Source organism: Vibrio hangzhouensis, assembly GCF_900107935.1.
In the GTDB taxonomy this organism is placed as follows: Bacteria; Pseudomonadota; Gammaproteobacteria; order Enterobacterales; family Vibrionaceae; genus Vibrio; species Vibrio hangzhouensis.
The window spans coordinates 71423-87790 of record NZ_FNVG01000010.1; the positions used below are offsets into that span (position 1 = coordinate 71423).

The following is a 16368-nucleotide window of genomic DNA, read 5'->3' on the forward strand; positions in this document are numbered from 1 at the left end:
TCTGTGTGAGTCGTTGACGGTAGAACTACTTCGCTAAGTCACCTTCAACAGGGGTAACTTCGCTCGCGTGAAAGCCCTTTGGCCCTTCTTCTACTTCGTAGTTTACTTGTTGTCCTGCTTTCAGTGTACGGTACCCATCCATCTTGATTGTGGAGTAGTGGGCAAAAATGTCACCATCTTCGCCTTCCGGGCAAATAAAACCAAATCCTTTGGCGTTGTTAAACCATTTTACTGTACCTGTAGCCATGCTATACATCCCTCATGCATTTTGTTACTGAAGTCGTTTCGAAGACACTGACCTGTTGCTGCAAATTCTTCTTCACGGTGACTAAATTCTCCAATGACAACGCATGTTGTCCCCAGTACGGAATCCGTATTGAGTTGGGGTAAATTGCGTCAGGTTATTCTTACTAAGCGAGGAATACCGATGCAAAAGTTGTTAAATTTTAGTCACTAATTAACCACTGTAGTCAAACATTGGGCGTAGTCAATAGGAAAGTCGTATAAATAACTACATATTCTATACATATGCGCTTTGGTTTTAACAAAAGTGTAAAATGATACTTCTGTTTGCACCGGCTTCATGTATTCTAACTAGTAGGGAGGCGAAAGTTTTTCAAACGTGGCTCATATGTGATACACACTAATAGCATTGTTTTGTTTGCAGCGATACAATTGGTGCATTAGTCTCTTTTATTAGAGATGTTTTTCGAGTGTTGATATGGGGTTAATCTGGGCTGCAAGATTGGCAACATAACTTACACAGTGTTTTGAAATGTAAAGAAAACTCTCAAACATTTGGCCATGAGTAAAAATTTTGAATGGGTGACTCCAGACTCAGACTTACTGGAGAAAGAAAAAACTAAGGTTGAGCCGCCGGCAATGTACAACGTTATCCTCAATAACGATGACTATACGCCGATGGACTTTGTAGTAGAAATCTTGGAACGCTTTTTTTCACTCAACGAAGATAAAGCGACTCAAGTGATGTTAGCGGTACACTATGAGGGGAAAGCCATCTGTGGTACCTACACATCTGAAGTCGCGGAAACGAAAGTTGCTCAAGTGACCATGTATTCAAGGGAACATGAACACCCACTATTGTGTACCATGGAAAAAGCCTAATTTTCGCATGGATGACGTTTGTCATTCCTTAGGAGGTACTTATGCTTAACAAAGAATTAGAATCGAGTCTGAATGGTGCATTTGCTCGTGCCCGTGATAAAAGACATGAATTCATGACCGTAGAGCATCTCCTTTTAGCTTTGTTGGAAAATGACTCGGCTAAAGAGGCCTTAACCGCTTGTAACGCAAACCTCGAGAATTTGCGCAACGAGTTGGACACGTTTATCGATCAAACCACGCCCCTTATTCCCGAAAGTGACGACACCAGAGAAACTCAGCCTACCTTGAGCTTCCAGCGTGTCCTTCAACGCGCTGTCTTTCATGTTCAGTCTTCTGGGCGCAGTGAAGTCACGGGTGCCAATGTTTTAGTGGCAATTTTCAGCGAACAAGAGTCTCATGCAGCTTACTTGTTGAAGAAAAATGATATTAGTCGCCTCGATATCGTTAACTTTATTTCCCATGGCATTACTAAAAACGCCGGCCCTTCTGGAGATGAACCATCGAGTGGCTCATTAGGTGGCAGTAGTGAGAACATTGAGGAAGCCAATGGTGAAGACCGTTTGGAAAGTTTTGCTACTAACCTGAACCTGGTAGCGAAAGCTGGCAATATCGATCCGTTAATTGGCCGAGATAAAGAGCTGGAGCGCACGATTCAGGTGTTATGTCGTCGCCGTAAGAACAACCCATTGTTAGTGGGTGAGGCTGGCGTAGGCAAAACTGCTATTGCTGAAGGTCTGGCTTGGAGAATTGTTGAAGGTCAGGTGCCTGAGGTTATCAAAGACAGTGTGATTTACTCACTGGATATCGGCTCCCTGTTGGCGGGGACGAAATATCGTGGTGACTTTGAGAAGCGCTTCAAGGCGATTCTGAAGCAGCTTGAAAAAGAAGACGATGCCATTTTGTTCATCGACGAAATCCACACCATTATCGGTGCCGGGGCGGCGTCGGGCGGACAAGTGGACGCGGCGAACCTGATTAAACCACTGTTAAGTAGTGGAAAACTGCGTTGTATTGGCTCAACGACTTATCAGGAGTACAGCAACATCTTTGATAAAGAGCGTGCATTGTCTCGTCGATTCCAGAAAATCGACGTTGTCGAGCCGTCTCTTGATGATACAACTAAGATCCTGATGGGGCTCAAACCAAAATATGAAGAGCACCATGAGGTACGGTACACCAATAAGGCGTTACGTGCTGCGGTAGAACTTTCTGCCAAATATATTAATGAGCGCCACTTACCTGACAAAGCGATTGATGTTATCGACGAAGCCGGTGCGAGAAGCCGCCTGGTCCCTGCTAGTCGACGCAAAAAGACTGTCGGTGTGGCGGACATCGAAGCCATGGTGGCGAAAATGGCACGTATTCCGGAGAAGTCGGTGTCATCGTCTGATAAAGACATTCTGCAAAATCTTGATGACAAGATGAAGATGTTGGTATTTGGTCAGGACGATGCAATCGATGTGCTGTGTGAAGCGATCAAGATGACCCGTGCCGGATTAGGTAATGAAGACAAACCAGTGGGTTCATTCCTGTTTGCAGGCCCGACTGGTGTGGGTAAAACGGAAGTGACGGTACAGCTGTCCAAGCTGCTTGGTATTGAATTGCTTCGCTTTGACATGTCAGAGTACGGAGAGCGACATTCGGTAAGCCGATTGATCGGTGCACCTCCGGGCTATGTGGGTTACGATCAGGGCGGCTTACTGACTGACGCGGTAATTAAACATCCCCACTCAGTCGTGCTTCTGGACGAAATCGAAAAAGCTCACCCAGATATCTTCAACTTGCTGTTGCAGGTGATGGATAACGGTACGCTGACAGACAATAACGGTCGTAAAGCCGATTTCCGTAATGTTATCTTAGTGATGACCAGTAATGCGGGTGTGGCTGAAACGGAGAAGAAATCCATTGGTCTTATCCAGCAGGATCACAAGCCGGATGCTATGGGGGCCATTAAACGCGTGTTTACCCCTGAGTTCCGTAACCGTCTGGATGGCATCATTTGGTTTAACAGCTTGGATGATCGTGTGATTCATCAGGTGGTCGACAAGTTTATCGTCGAACTTCAGGCTCAGCTGGATTCAAGAGGCGTTTCACTGGAAGTCTCTGATGAAGCTCGTGACTGGCTTGCCGTTAAAGGCTATGACAAAACCATGGGTGCAAGACCAATGGGGCGTGTGATTCAGGACAAACTGAAGAAACCGCTGGCAAACGAGTTGCTATTTGGATCCCTAGTTGATGGCGGGACAGTGAAAGTCACGTTGGATAACGATGATCTGGTCTTCGAGTATATGGGCTCGAAGGAAGAGGCCGAAGCTCATCATTGATAAGCGCAGTAAACAAAAAACGGAGCCTAGGCTCCGTTTTTTTGTGTTCGGTTAAACTTAAAGATTAACGAGCACGGAAGACGATGCGACCTTTTGATAGGTCATATGGAGTCATCTCTACAGTTACTTTGTCACCAGTAAGGATACGGATATAGTTTTTACGCATCTTACCAGAGATGTGTGCAGTAACTACGTGACCGTTTTCTAGTTCAACACGGAACATTGTGTTTGGTAGAGTATCAAGGACAGTGCCTTGCATCTCAATTACGTCTTCTTTAGCCATTTAATCCTCTTTCGAAATGTGGCGTTTTTATCGGCAGGCATTGTGCCGATAAAATCTTTATATGTAAAGTTGCGCTGTATTCTACCCTTGCCAACGCTGATTTACTAGCCTTTGATGAGGCCTAAAGCGGGTTTTGTAGTTCATCGCTGCACAGTCATCGATCTGATAGCCTAAATACAGCCACTGTTTATTGTATTGTTGACAGAAGTCTAATTGGCACAGAACAGCATATGTACCAAGGGATAGCGGATAGTCTGGATCGTAGAAAGTATAGAAGGCACTTGCGCTGTCTTCGAGAACATCGGTAATCGCAACACCGATGAGTGTATCCCCATCAAACACATTAAGATAATGCATCGATAGCCATGAGCACTGGGCAAAATCGAAAAATTCCCGCTCGCGAGGTGGATACATGCTGCCAGAGGAATGTCGGTGCTCGATATAACGAGAGTAGAGTTCGAACCAATCGGAATGCAGCTCGGTCGAGATTTCCCAGCGCAGATGCCTGGCTTTTGAGCGTAGCCGTTTCTGACTCTTTGAAGGATGAAATTCAGCAACTTTGACTCTGAGAGCATCGCAGGCCAGACAGTGATCGCACTGCGGTTTGTATATCGCATCACCGCTGCGACGAAAACCGTTTGCTAATAGCATTTCGTAGTTACTGTCACAGTGAAGTTCTTTTTCGAGTACGATCGCGACTCGCTCTTCACGTCCCGGCAGGTAACTGCAATCTTGCTTACGACTTAATCCTATCCTGATTTGCTGTACAGCCATATTCATTTACTTCTCTCCATCTCAGTAGCAAATGATAGCTCTTGCGGCACAAAACAGGAAGTATGCACCGGTTTCTGTCGATAGGAATGAAGTTTTTCGATGAATGACTCACGACTGATTTCCTTGGCACCTAAGGACTCAAGGTGTGGATTCATGACCTGACAGTCAATCATCCGACCACCGTTAGCGCAAAAATGTCGACAGAAGTACCACAGTGCGATTTTCGAAGCGTTGGTTGCCAGCGAGAACATTGACTCACCACAAAATACTTGCCCAATCGACAGTCCGTACAGGCCTCCAATTAAGCGATGCTCATCCCATACTTCGATTGAGTGACAGTGACCTTGTTGTGCCAGTTCGATGTAGGCATTTTGCATATCTTCATTGAGCCAGGTTTCTTCGACTGGACGGGTACTGGCACAGTAGTGGATGACTTCCGGCGTACTCATATTAAGCGTGACTCGGTAACGGGTCTTACGTTGAAATTTCTTGAGGCTGCGCGATGGGGTATAGGTTTGCGGATCAAATATCGCTCGGGGAGCCGGACTCCACCACAATAGAGGCTCATTGGGACCAAACCAGGGGAAGACTCCTTGCTGATAAGCGCTCAGCAGCCGGGACGGACTGAGATCGCCCCCAAATGCGAGTAGGCCATTAGGTTCCTCCAAAGCTTCAAACGGAGAAGGGAAACTATAGTCGGTGTCACTGAGCTCAGTAAGGTAGATGGTCATAAACGGATTAGTGTCTTTTCCTTTAGCTAAAAGTATACGCAATTTTCAACTGTACTAGTCAACTAGTATTGATTGGTTGCTAATTGAGCGCTCAATGGGTTTTAGGGCTGGTGTTTACGGGTTATTTTCGTTAGGCTGCAATTACGAAGAATTATTGAGGATGCTTCAAATACAGGAATGAAGCATCGACAAAGGATTAGACACCATCAATGGAAAGCTTAACACTCCAACCTATTAAAAAAGTATCTGGAACCGTAAATCTTCCTGGTTCAAAAAGCGTTTCCAACCGTGCACTGTTGCTTGCAGCGCTTGCAGAAGGCACCACCACGTTAACCAACCTGCTTGATAGCGATGACATCAGACATATGCTTAATGCTTTGACCCAATTAGGCGTTGAGTATCAATTATCTGCAGACAAAACACAATGCGTTGTCAGAGGTTTGGGTAAGCCTTTTTCTGTTACTGAGCCTACAGAGCTGTTCCTGGGTAATGCTGGGACCGCAATGCGTCCTTTGGCTGCCGCTCTCTGCCTTGGGCAGGGTGAGTATGTGCTAACTGGCGAGCCACGTATGAAAGAGCGTCCAATTGGTCACTTGGTTGATGCTCTGGTAGAAGCGGGAGCGGACATTACCTATCTGGAAAATGAGCACTATCCACCGTTGAAAATTGTCGGTACAGGCTTAAAGGGCGGACATGTGAAAATTGACGGGTCGATCTCCAGTCAGTTTCTTACCGCTTTCCTGATGTCGGCTCCTCTAGCGGACGCGGATGTAACGATTGAAATTGTTGGTGAGTTGGTGTCTAAGCCATACATCGACATTACCCTGCACATTATGAAGCAGTTTGGGGTGGAAGTAGAGCACGATAATTATCAGCAGTTTGTGATTCGAAGTGGTCAGCAATACCGTTCACCGGGTCAATTCCTGGTAGAAGGCGATGCCTCATCTGCGTCATACTTTTTGGCCGCTGCAGCTATTAAAGGTGGTGAAATTAAAGTCACCGGTATTGGTAAAAACAGCATTCAAGGGGATATCCACTTTGCCGATGCGCTTGAAAAAATGGGTGCTCAGATTGAATGGGGTGAGGATTACATTCTTTGTCGAAAGGGCGAACTGAACGGCATAGATATGGATTACAACCACATTCCTGATGCAGCGATGACCATTGCGACCACGGCACTCTTTGCGAAGGGTACGACAGCGATTCGTAATGTTTACAACTGGCGCGTTAAAGAAACAGATCGTTTGGCTGCCATGGCCACAGAACTGAGAAAGGTAGGAGCGACAGTGGAGGAAGGCGAGGATTACATTATCGTTGAACCTGCTGCAGAGCTAAAGCATGCTGCTATCGATACTTACGATGATCACCGTATGGCGATGTGTTTCTCTCTGGTGGCGTTGAGTGATACTCCGGTGACCATTAATGACCCCAAATGTACCTCAAAAACATTCCCGGATTACTTTGATAAACTGTCCGGTTTGAGCCAATAAACGCGAAACGCCCCTTAATCAAAGGGGCGTTTTTTGTCGGCAAAACGAATTTTACTTGAGTGTAAACTCTTTAGATAAGTGGTGGGCCAGGTACTTAAACATATTGAAAACTGCCGTGGTTTTTTCTGTTGGCAGACCGTTACTGTCTAGGAAGTAGTTGCCCTTGAATACCAGCACGCCGTCTTTTTCCTCGACGCTATCTGCGCGCATTCCTTCTATATAATCATCGTGTTCCTGGATGATTTGGTTGGCAATTAAAAGTAGATCGAACTGTGTAATAGCATTTTTTTGTGACATATTGATGCCCATTTCTAAATAACGACAATGGCCGTAGTGTATACCTAAGTTAACGTGATATGAAGGTTGCTTGTTATATGTGTTGCTAATAATCGTAGTTGAGTGAATATATATCAGGTCATAGTCTGGATATTTGGCAGTACACTCAAGCGTATCTTGCATCAACAAATTTCTTAGCTATAGTTAGCAGCAATTTGTGATGTGACACAAATTTTGATTATTGTTGCTAGTCAACCGTGGTCTTTGACGTTTACTATTGCGCCATTTTTCAAGTAGAGAACGCATTCTGATCGGACATTTGTCGAGCAATTAGAATCTAATTGCAAAAAAACTGGTTGATCTTCTTTTGTTCTCGCTCAATAGTAAAAAGAAGCATAAATTTCGAACATCGTGCGATTAAATGTCGCAATGTGATATAGGACGTTAGTGTCATTATGGGAAAGTCACTGGTTATAGTGGAGTCACCTGCAAAGGCTAAAACTATTAACAAATACCTGGGTAAAGACTTTGTCGTCAAGTCGAGTGTGGGTCACGTGCGTGACTTGCCGACTGCCGGTCAAAGTACAGGTAAAAAAGCCGCAGCTGTGTCTACTAAAGGCTTAAGTGCGGAAGAAAAAGCACGCATTAAAAAAGAGAAAGACCGCAAGGCGCTAATCAAAAAGATGGGCATTAACCCATACGATGATTGGGCAGCGAACTACCAAGTTCTGCCTGGAAAGGAGAAAGTGGTTGCTGAGTTGCAGAAACTGGCCAAAGATGCTGACCACGTTTATCTCGCAACCGATTTGGACCGCGAAGGAGAAGCCATCGCTTGGCACCTTCGTGAGATCATCGGTGGCGATGAAGAGCGATATAAGCGAGTAGTCTTTAACGAAATCACTAAAAACGCTATCCAACAGGCTTTCCAGGATCCTGGTGAGTTGAATATGGATGGGGTTAATGCCCAGCAAGCACGTCGTTTCCTCGATCGCGTTGTTGGTTTTATGGTTTCGCCGCTACTTTGGAAAAAAGTGGCCAGAGGCTTGTCCGCAGGTCGTGTGCAGTCTGTAGCAGTAAAACTGTTGGTTGAGCGTGAACGAGAAATCAACGCGTTTATTCCTGAAGAGTTCTGGGATATTCACGCTGACACTAAAACTGGTGATAAAACGGACTTTCGTTTGTTGGTGGCTCAAAAGCAGGGTAAAGCATTCAAACCTGTTAATGAGGCCGAAGCTAAATCCGCCGTCGCGGTTTTGGATAAAGCCACTTATGAAGTGTGCAAGCGTGAAGATCGTCCGACACAAAGTAAGCCTTCCGCGCCATATATCACATCAACGCTGCAGCAAGCGGCAAGTACACGTCTTGGCTATGGTGTGAAAAAAACAATGATGCTCGCTCAGAGACTCTATGAAGCGGGTTATATTACATATATGCGTACTGACTCGACCAACTTGAGTGCCGAAGCAGTAGACGCTGTACGAGGCTATATTGGTACTGAGTTCGGTGACGCCTATCTGCCAGCCAAACCAAATTTCTACGGCAGCAAAGAAGGTGCTCAAGAGGCGCACGAAGCCATTCGACCTTCTGATGTGAACGTAAAAGTTGATGACCTTAACGGTATGGAAGCGGATGCTCACAAGCTGTACGCTTTAATCTGGAACCAGTTTGTTGCGTGTCAAATGACACCTGCAAAATACGATTCTACGACCATCAGTGTAAAAGCGGATGAATACACCCTTAAAGCCAAGGGGCGTATTTTGAAATTTGATGGCTGGACTCGAGTCCAGCGTCCGATGGGTAAGAATGAAGACGCAATCTTGCCAGCAGTGCAATTGGGTGACAAGCTGGATCTTGTTGCTTTGGATCCTAAGCAGCACTTCACCAAGCCGCCCGCGAGATATACCGAAGCCGCTTTGGTTAAAGAACTTGAGAAGCGTGGCATTGGCCGTCCATCAACTTATGCTTCGATCATTTCTACCATCCAGGATCGTGGTTATGTCAAAGTTGAACAGCGTCGTTTTTATGCTGAGAAGATGGGTGAGATCGTGACAGATCGTCTTGATGACAGTTTCACCGATCTGATGAACTATGATTTCACAGCCCGAATGGAGCAGAAGCTCGACCAAATCGCTGAAGGTGATGCAAACTGGAAGGGCGTACTGAACGAATTCTTCGAAGAGTTTACGACTGACCTTGGTAAAGCTGAACAAGATGAAGAGCACGGCGGTATGAAGCCGAACCACATTGTGATGACGGATATTGAGTGTCCTACGTGTTCACGTCCAATGGGGATTCGAACGGCATCGACCGGTGTATTCCTTGGCTGTTCCGGTTACGCACTACCACCTAAGGAACGTTGTAAGACGACCATTAACCTTGGGGATGAAGAAGGTATCATTAACGTTCTTGAAGAGGACGTCGAAACGGCTGCGCTAAGAGCGAAGAAACGTTGCCCAATTTGTGAAACTGCTATGGACGCGTACCTAATCGATGATAAGCGTAAGCTTCACGTTTGTGGTAATAACCCTAACTGTGATGGTTATGTCGTCGAACATGGTGAGTACAAAGTTAAAGGATACGATGGTCCTACTGTTGAGTGCGACAAGTGTGGCTCCGAAATGGTTCTCAAGAACGGCCGTTTTGGTAAGTACATGGATTGCACAAGTGAAGACTGTAAGAATACTCGTAAGATCCTGAAAAATGGCGAGATCGCTCCGCCAAAAGAAGACCCGGTACACTTCCCAGAGCTACCGTGTGAAAACTCAGACGCATACTTTGTCTTACGCGATGGTGCCTCGGGGCTATTTATGGCAGCGAGTAACTTCCCTAAATCTCGCGAAACGAGAGCGCCTCTTGTCAGCGAGCTGGCGAGATTTAAAGAACGATTGTCACCGAAGTTTATCTATCTTGCCGATGCGCCAACGGAAGACCCAGATGGTCGTCCGACTGTGGTTCGCTTTAGCCGTAAAACGAAAGAGAATTACATACGTTCTGAAATTGATGGAAAACCATCTGGATGGACAGGGCTATATGTTGACGGCAAATGGGAAATTACCGACAAACGTAAAAAGCCTAAAAAATAACCGGAATAAACGGTACGAAGAAAACAGCATCCATAAGGGTGCTGTTTTTTTATATGTACTAAAACGATTATTACCAATACAGTTTATATATTGACTAATAGGCGTCTCTTGCTGACTTCGTGGTCACTGGTCGTATAAGATACAGTTATTTGATTTAATTATATTTTTATAAATAACCATAGGTTTCGTGAAGTTAATGTTAACCTCATGTGTTGAGTATGTTTTATCGGTATGGCATTCTGTGAGGTAAGGCAGAAGTTTTAATGCAACTAAGCTCAATGTGCCGGAATGAGTGTTTGCTCATTGTATTCTTTATGGAAAGCGATAATTTAGAGAAAAGCCATATGCGGACTATGGTTGCGAGGAGGCTAAATAATAGACAGTCATATTAAAAAATAGACGAAAATACTGCTCTGGCTAATGATTGATATACAAGAATCAACGTTTGAATGCCTGAACGAATAATCAGGTTCGTCATCCGTTAAAAAACGAAGTTAGATACCCCCCTAATTTATAAGTATGTATCTGACTATAAATGGAAAAGCTGTAAAAAGACGGAGAAATCAATGGCTGGTGTATTAGGAATGATTCTTGCTGGTGGAGAGGGTTCTCGCCTGCGTCCTTTAACTGAATCGCGTAGTAAACCTGCGGTACCGTTCGGAGGGAGTTATCGTCTTATCGATTTTGCTCTCAACAACTTTATTAACGCAGATTTGATGCGCATTTACGTTCTTACTCAATTCAAATCACAATCCCTCTATCAACATATGAGGAAAGGCTGGAATCTGACAGGTATTACTGACAGGTTTATCGATCCTATTCCTGCTCAAATGCGCGACGGCAAGCGTTGGTATGAAGGGACGGCGGATGCAATTTATCAAAACGTACGATTTATCGAACTTGCTAATCCTGAGCACGTTTGTATTTTCGGCTCGGACCACATCTATAAGATGGACATCCGACAGATGCTGGACTTCCACAAGCGTAAAGAAGCGAAGCTGACAGTTTCCGCGCTTCGTATGCCATTGGCAGAGGCCTCGGAGTTTGGGGTTATCGAAGTGGATGAAGACGGTAGAATGATTGGTTTTGAAGAAAAGCCAGCCAACCCGAAATCCATTCCGGGTCATCCCGATATGGCGTTGGTTTCAATGGGCAACTATATTTTTGAAGCAGAAAGTCTTTGTAAAGAGCTGCGTTTGGATGCCGAAAATGAGGCCTCTAGCCATGACTTTGGTAAAGACATCATTCCTAAAATGTTCCCTGAAGGTGACGTATTCGTCTATGATTTCTCTACTAACAAAATCAGTGGCGAAAAAGACACCACCTACTGGCGTGATGTAGGTACTATCGATTCGTACTGGGCGGCGCACATGGATCTACTGCATGAAGATCCAGAGTTCTCACTGTATAACCGTAAGTGGCCACTGCATACTTACTATCCACCACTACCACCAGCAACCTTTGTGGATGCGGAACAAGAGAAAATAAGGGTAACAGATAGCTTGATTGCGGGCGGCAGTTACGTACGTGGATCTTCTATTTACAAGTCAGTATTAGGCTTTAGAAGTAACATTGCTGCTGGTTCAACAGTAAGTGAATCTGTTATTCTAGGTGATGTCAAAATTGGTGCTGGTTGTACAATCAAGCGCGCCATTATCGACAAGGACGTAGAAATTGCCCCTGGAACAGTGATTGGTGAGGATCTCGAACTGGACGCGAAGCGTTTCCATGTGTCTCCAGGTGGCATCGTTGTCATCAAGAAAGGGACAAAAGTTGGATTCTAAAATGAGAAACATAGATGTATGGTTTCCAGTTTCAGAGGTTCAGGGGCTCATCAAGAGCGGAGGCTTGGCGGATGTCGCCAAGGCTCTGCCAAAAGCTCTGCAGGAACTCGGCAAGCAGGTAGCGATAACCCTACCCGGTTATCAGAAATTACCAAATAAGCAAGACTACGAGTTCGTACTGGCCACTGAGCTTGAACACTGGCCACATACACCATATCAAGTAAAGAAAACCCATCTAGACGGTGTTGAAGTCTTTGTGATCGAATGTGATCAATACTTTGACAGACCAGAGCTATACGCAGAACACAATAGGGCCTATGCCGATAATGGTGAACGCTTCGGTTTTTTCGCAGCGGCAAGCCTGGATGTACTACCTAAGTTGGGAATCAAGCCGTCGGTGGTTCACGCCAATGACTGGCACACAGGGTTAATTCCGTTTCTGTTGAAAACTCGCTATGCTGAAGACGAGCGTTTTACTGGGGTGAAATCTGTACTGACGGTACACAACGCAATTTTCAAAGGTATTTTCTCCTACAGCCAGCTTGAAATCATTCCAGAGTTGCATCTGTCGGGCATGGAGTTTTTGCAATATGGCGAAGGCTGGGTGAGCACACTCAGAGCAGGTATAGCGTTTGCTGACAAAATCAATGCAGTGAGTCCAAACTACGCCGCAGAATTAGTGACACCACTTGGTTCGCATGGCTTGGTCGATGACTTTGTCCATCGCTCAAGAGACCTACACGGTATAGTGAATGGTTGTGATTATTCTGAGTGGAACCCGCGCCATGATCATTTCCTGCCTACCAACTTTGAAGACGAACTCGATAGTATGCTTGCTGGTAAACTTGCTTCCAAGCAGGTCTTGCAGCAGGAGCTAGGGTTGCCTGAGAAGGACGTGCCTATGGTGGGCATGGTGTGCCGTTTAACGCATCAAAAAGGTTTTCACTATATTCTGCCCATTCTGGACAAGTTCCTCAAAAATGATGTTCAGGTTGTGATTATCGGTACGGGTGAGCCACAAATAGCGTCTCACTTGAAAGATATTGCCGCTGAATTCACGGATAAGCTGGCGTTTGTTGAGGCCTATAGTAACCGCTTTGCTCATTTGGTTGAGGCAGGATCCGATTTCTTCCTGATGCCTTCTGAGTTTGAAGCCTGCGGACTGAATCAGATCTACAGTATGGCTTATGGCACCTTACCTATTGTGCGTAAAGTGGGTGGCTTGAAAGATACTGTCATCGATTTTGACGATGACCCGCAACAGGCAACGGGCTTTGGTTTTGACGAGCCTTGTCACGATGCTCTGCTTATCGTGCTGCAACGTGCACTATTGTTTTATCTTCAGCACCCTGATGAGATGCGAGAGATGCAACTCCGGGCGATGAGAAGAGACTTCAGTTGGACCGAGTCGGCCAAAGAGTATGTGAAGATGTACGACCTTGCTCTAGAGCAGGGCCATTGTTAATAATGAACGGAATAAGGCGGCTTTGAGCCGCCTTATTTTATGCAACTCACTCCATTTGCCGAAATATTTGGTAATCTTTTTTTGAGAAAATTCGTCTGGTTTTTGCCAGACACGTCTAGAATTGTGGTAACGTAATGTCCGTTATCAGTTAGTCCATTTGAGAGCCATGTCTGAGAGTCTTCTATTCCATAAAACCTACACGCACCCAACCAGCAAGGAGTGGGTAGTATTTGTTCATGGTGCAGGTGGCAGTTCAAACATATGGTTTAAACAGATAAGAGCTTACAGAGAGCACTTTAACCTGCTGTTTATTGACTTGCGTGGCCACGGGAAGTCCAATCAGCTCCTTAAAGACATCATGGCAAATAAGTACACGTTTAAAGATGTCACTATGGACATTGTTCGAGTATTGGATCATCTCAAGATTCAATCAGCTCACTTTGTCGGTATGTCCCTTGGTACGATCATTGTGCGGAATATTGCAGAGCTGGCGCATTCTCGTGTACGTTCGATGGTGCTGGGCGGAGCGGTAACGCGCTTTAATGTCCGCTCTCAAATACTGGTGAAAATTGGTAATCTCAGTAAACACATCATTCCTTACATGTGGCTCTATAGCCTATTCGCCTATATCGTGATGCCTCAGCGTGGTCAGCGCGAGTCCAGACACTTATTTGTGCGCGAAGCAAAGAAACTGTGTCAGAACGAGTTTAAGCGCTGGTATCGACTTACAACCGAAGTGAATCCGCTTAATCGTTATTTTAAAGACAGAGAGTTGCCTATTCCGACGCTATACTTGATGGGCGACAAAGATTACATGTTTATTAAACCAGTAAAGGAAATGGTGGCAGAACATAAATCGAGCCGTTTACTGGAAATCAAGGATTGTGGCCATGTCTGCAATGTGGAACGTCCGGAGGAGTTTAATAAGCACTCCATCGAGTTTATTAAGTCAGTGACTCCTTAGGTGGAGCGGGGGTTTGGCAGTTCCAGCACGCGCCAAATTGAGCTTCATTTAACTCATTGCATACCTGACAGATCCATTCTGGATGCAAACCACGGTGATTGGATTGTTGTTGCCACTCCAGGACAATGGCTTTGGCGAGGACTTTCTGTTCCACATCCAGCAACCAGACGTATGGAAGCGTGTCTTCATCGAATGGCACTTCTCCCCTCAAACCGAAGACTCCCTCACCGCGAACTTCACACCGAACGCCTTCAGCGCTCAACAGTTGCTGAACGATATGCGTTTCGGGTGAATTGCTACCAATAAAGACTTTCATCTATTCTTGAACCTGCGGTGCACGAGAAAACTTGGCCATGATCCATTTTGCAATTAACGGGAATAGGCCGAGTAGGGCAAACGAAGCGAGAACTGTTGGGGATACAATGCCTGAGAGGCTGTCAATGTTCGCGAGTTGAGTACCGGCGTTGAGATAGACGGCGGTCCCCGGCAGCATACCTAATTGGCTCACTAAGTAATATCTGGCAACATGAATTGGCGTCAGTCCCATCAACAGGTTAATGAGAAAGAAAGGAAATACCGGGATCAGCCTGAGTGAAAACAGATAGAATGCACCGTCTTTTTCAACGCCTTTGTTGATGGTGTCTAGTTTTCCACCAAACTTACTCTGTACCCAGTCACGTAATAAAAATCTGCTGCTTAAGAAGGCTAAGGTAGCTCCTATGGTACTAGCAAAAGAAACTAACAGCAGGCTGGTCCAGAATCCAAATAAGGCGGCACCCAGCAGGGTCACGACCGCTGCGCCGGGAACCGAAAACGCAGTAATGGCAATGTAAGCAAAGAAATATGTGAGGGCTGCGGCAACAAAATTCTGGTCTATGTATTCGCTAAGAGCTGCTTGCTGGGCCTTTGCGTTTTCCAGTGTCAGATACTGGCCGAAGTTCAATGCTAGAAACACAATGATGACGACCAGCAGCAATCCTAGTAATAATTTCTTGCTCATGAGTTAATCCTTAAAGGTGACTTTCTATAGTCTAGTAGAAAGGTCAAAGCGCTAATTACTTTCATCATAACCAAAAAAAATCAGCCAAGCGGCTGATTTTTCATAGAGAGACGGGTTGACTAGTTAATTAAACTTGCCAGTTCCTCTCTTTTTGTCTGCGGAATGACTGACCAGTGAGTACCATTAATGGCGCCCTCTAGTGCCCAGAGCAACTCAAGTCCGACCGTGTTTGAGTGAGTGCGTTGAATCGCTTTGAAAGCTTCAACGGCGCCCTGCTCCTGAAGGTCATACACTGACTCGATGCCGGCTTTTTTGAGCATACGCTCAGTGGCCAGTCTCAAGTTAGGTAAGTCTTTGAGTCGATTGGGTTTAGTCTCCGACTGTTGCACCTTTTCTGTTTTTGCAAACTCTAAAGCGGCTTTGGCATAGTTCAAGATTTGATCTTGATCTTCCCAGCATTCTTCAGGGAGTGCGAAGTATTTGGTAACAACAGGAAAGCCACGCTTCTTATAAACGTATGGTTTATAACCAAGTTGTTTAAATTTAGCGATCGTCTGACGGTTAGTTCTGATATGTAATTTGTTATTCACTGCTAATGCAAACATGGTATCGTCGACGAAGATACCAAATCCACCAAACATAGAACGAGATTTAACTCTTCCAAGCTGAGCGAACAATTGCATCGAGTTTTTTAGTATAGGATTGTCCATGCTTATTTTTTTCTCGGTGTTATTGATTGTGTCACCAGAATCAGGTCCGAGAGTTTAGCAAACGGGTGTCAGCTCTCTGTTAAGATTACCCTAAAAGAGCGCTAATACCTTTGCCATCGGTAACCCCGCTACCTATCAAAAAAAATTTGGTTTAGGCCGGTGGCTTTGCGTCCCACCCTTTCAAGTGGTTTGCCCTGTGCGTGACATCAATAGAATAAATGAAAAACGTACAAATCTATGACGGTTCAATCGTAAAAGTGTGACATTGCTTCAAATAATCGCTCGGGATTTGTGCTTGAGCGTATGTCGAATCAAACAATAAGCGATGAGTTTTATTGGATGGGGATCAAAAAAAAGTG

At 45.2% G+C, this 16368-nt stretch carries 15 protein-coding genes and 1 riboswitch; of the genes, 7 read left to right on the forward strand and 8 right to left on the reverse strand.

Annotation, left to right across the window (positions count from 1 at the left end; all coding sequences use genetic code 11):
• Positions 1-25: 25 nt before the first annotated feature.
• A complete protein-coding gene (gene cspD / locus C4S60_RS11665) occupies positions 26-247 on the reverse strand; it encodes a cold shock domain-containing protein CspD (RefSeq protein WP_167390977.1) in 222 nt (73 codons plus the stop codon).
• A 557-nt stretch (positions 248-804) separates the two neighbouring features.
• Here cspD and clpS point away from each other — a divergent pair.
• Together clpS and clpA are read left to right on the forward strand one after the other, a co-directional pair.
• Entirely contained in the window at positions 805-1125 is a 321-nt protein-coding gene (gene clpS / locus C4S60_RS11670; protein ID WP_103880529.1) for an ATP-dependent Clp protease adapter ClpS, read from the forward strand.
• A 41-nt stretch (positions 1126-1166) separates the two neighbouring features.
• Entirely contained in the window at positions 1167-3449 is a 2283-nt protein-coding gene (clpA, locus tag C4S60_RS11675; protein ID WP_103880530.1) for an ATP-dependent Clp protease ATP-binding subunit ClpA, read from the forward strand.
• 64 nt (positions 3450-3513) lie between these two features.
• Here clpA and infA read toward each other — a convergent pair whose 3' ends face one another.
• From infA to aat, 3 genes are all read right to left on the reverse strand, one after another.
• Positions 3514-3732: a translation initiation factor IF-1 gene (gene infA / locus C4S60_RS11680; protein ID WP_001040192.1), complete on the reverse strand. Its 219-nt coding sequence runs from the start codon at positions 3730-3732 to the stop codon at positions 3514-3516.
• An 81-nt stretch (positions 3733-3813) separates the two neighbouring features.
• Positions 3814-4512, reverse strand: coding sequence for an arginyltransferase (locus C4S60_RS11685; RefSeq protein WP_103880531.1), 699 nt, complete (start codon positions 4510-4512; stop codon positions 3814-3816).
• Positions 4509-5237, reverse strand: a complete 729-nt coding sequence (gene aat / locus C4S60_RS11690) for a leucyl/phenylalanyl-tRNA--protein transferase (RefSeq protein ID WP_103880532.1) — start codon at positions 5235-5237, stop codon at positions 4509-4511. Before aat ends, C4S60_RS11685 begins: the two co-directional genes overlap by 4 nt.
• Before the next feature lie 209 nt (positions 5238-5446).
• On the opposite strand from aat, the gene aroA reads away from it, so the two are divergent.
• Entirely contained in the window at positions 5447-6727 is a 1281-nt protein-coding gene (gene aroA / locus C4S60_RS11695; RefSeq protein ID WP_103880533.1) for a 3-phosphoshikimate 1-carboxyvinyltransferase, read from the forward strand.
• Positions 6728-6778: 51 nt separating this feature from the next.
• Here the strand turns inward: aroA and C4S60_RS11700 are convergent, their stop codons facing one another.
• Complete coding sequence (locus C4S60_RS11700) at positions 6779-7024, reverse strand: YciN family protein (protein ID WP_103880613.1); 246 nt, start codon at positions 7022-7024, stop codon at positions 6779-6781.
• Positions 7025-7458: 434 nt separating this feature from the next.
• On the opposite strand from C4S60_RS11700, the gene topA reads away from it, so the two are divergent.
• From topA to C4S60_RS11720, 4 genes are all read left to right on the forward strand, one after another.
• Positions 7459-10086: a type I DNA topoisomerase gene (topA, locus tag C4S60_RS11705; RefSeq protein WP_103880534.1), complete on the forward strand. Its 2628-nt coding sequence runs from the start codon at positions 7459-7461 to the stop codon at positions 10084-10086.
• Between the two features lie 566 nt (positions 10087-10652).
• Entirely contained in the window at positions 10653-11870 is a 1218-nt protein-coding gene (glgC, locus tag C4S60_RS11710) for a glucose-1-phosphate adenylyltransferase (RefSeq protein ID WP_103880535.1), read from the forward strand.
• Position 11871: 1 nt separating this feature from the next.
• The gene (gene glgA, locus C4S60_RS11715) at positions 11872-13335 is read left to right on the forward strand and encodes a glycogen synthase GlgA (protein WP_103880536.1); all 1464 of its coding nucleotides are present in this window, start codon (positions 11872-11874) and stop codon (positions 13333-13335) included.
• A gap of 166 nt (positions 13336-13501) precedes the next feature.
• On the forward strand, positions 13502-14299 hold the full coding sequence (locus C4S60_RS11720) for an alpha/beta fold hydrolase (RefSeq protein ID WP_103880537.1): 798 nt from the start codon (positions 13502-13504) through the stop codon (positions 14297-14299).
• On the opposite strand, the gene C4S60_RS11725 is transcribed toward C4S60_RS11720, so the two are convergent.
• From C4S60_RS11725 to C4S60_RS11735, 3 genes are all read right to left on the reverse strand, one after another.
• Entirely contained in the window at positions 14280-14615 is a 336-nt protein-coding gene (locus C4S60_RS11725) for a hypothetical protein (protein ID WP_103880538.1), read from the reverse strand. The genes C4S60_RS11720 and C4S60_RS11725 overlap by 20 nt on opposite strands.
• Positions 14616-15299, reverse strand: coding sequence for a TVP38/TMEM64 family protein (locus tag C4S60_RS11730; RefSeq protein ID WP_103880539.1), 684 nt, complete (start codon positions 15297-15299; stop codon positions 14616-14618). It lies immediately after the preceding gene.
• A gap of 119 nt (positions 15300-15418) precedes the next feature.
• Positions 15419-16009 carry a TfoX/Sxy family DNA transformation protein gene (locus tag C4S60_RS11735; protein WP_103880540.1) on the reverse strand — a complete coding sequence of 197 codons (591 nt, stop codon included), beginning with the start codon at positions 16007-16009 and terminating at the stop codon, positions 15419-15421.
• A gap of 115 nt (positions 16010-16124) precedes the next feature.
• Positions 16125-16213: riboswitch (cyclic di-GMP riboswitch) on the reverse strand.
• Positions 16214-16368 lie beyond the last annotated feature (155 nt).

Coding starts and splice junctions, on each gene's coding strand:
- cspD (WP_167390977.1), bottom strand. CDS start 247: ATGGCTACAGGTACAGTAAAATGGTTTAACAACGCCAAAGGATTTGGT.
- clpS (WP_103880529.1), top strand. CDS start 805: ATGAGTAAAAATTTTGAATGGGTGACTCCAGACTCAGACTTACTGGAG.
- clpA (WP_103880530.1), top strand. CDS start 1,167: ATGCTTAACAAAGAATTAGAATCGAGTCTGAATGGTGCATTTGCTCGT.
- infA (WP_001040192.1), bottom strand. CDS start 3,732: ATGGCTAAAGAAGACGTAATTGAGATGCAAGGCACTGTCCTTGATACT.
- C4S60_RS11685 (WP_103880531.1), bottom strand. CDS start 4,512: ATGAATATGGCTGTACAGCAAATCAGGATAGGATTAAGTCGTAAGCAA.
- aat (WP_103880532.1), bottom strand. CDS start 5,237: ATGACCATCTACCTTACTGAGCTCAGTGACACCGACTATAGTTTCCCT.
- aroA (WP_103880533.1), top strand. CDS start 5,447: ATGGAAAGCTTAACACTCCAACCTATTAAAAAAGTATCTGGAACCGTA.
- C4S60_RS11700 (WP_103880613.1), bottom strand. CDS start 7,024: ATGTCACAAAAAAATGCTATTACACAGTTCGATCTACTTTTAATTGCC.
- topA (WP_103880534.1), top strand. CDS start 7,459: ATGGGAAAGTCACTGGTTATAGTGGAGTCACCTGCAAAGGCTAAAACT.
- glgC (WP_103880535.1), top strand. CDS start 10,653: ATGGCTGGTGTATTAGGAATGATTCTTGCTGGTGGAGAGGGTTCTCGC.
- glgA (WP_103880536.1), top strand. CDS start 11,872: ATGAGAAACATAGATGTATGGTTTCCAGTTTCAGAGGTTCAGGGGCTC.
- C4S60_RS11720 (WP_103880537.1), top strand. CDS start 13,502: ATGTCTGAGAGTCTTCTATTCCATAAAACCTACACGCACCCAACCAGC.
- C4S60_RS11725 (WP_103880538.1), bottom strand. CDS start 14,615: ATGAAAGTCTTTATTGGTAGCAATTCACCCGAAACGCATATCGTTCAG.
- C4S60_RS11730 (WP_103880539.1), bottom strand. CDS start 15,299: ATGAGCAAGAAATTATTACTAGGATTGCTGCTGGTCGTCATCATTGTG.
- C4S60_RS11735 (WP_103880540.1), bottom strand. CDS start 16,009: ATGGACAATCCTATACTAAAAAACTCGATGCAATTGTTCGCTCAGCTT.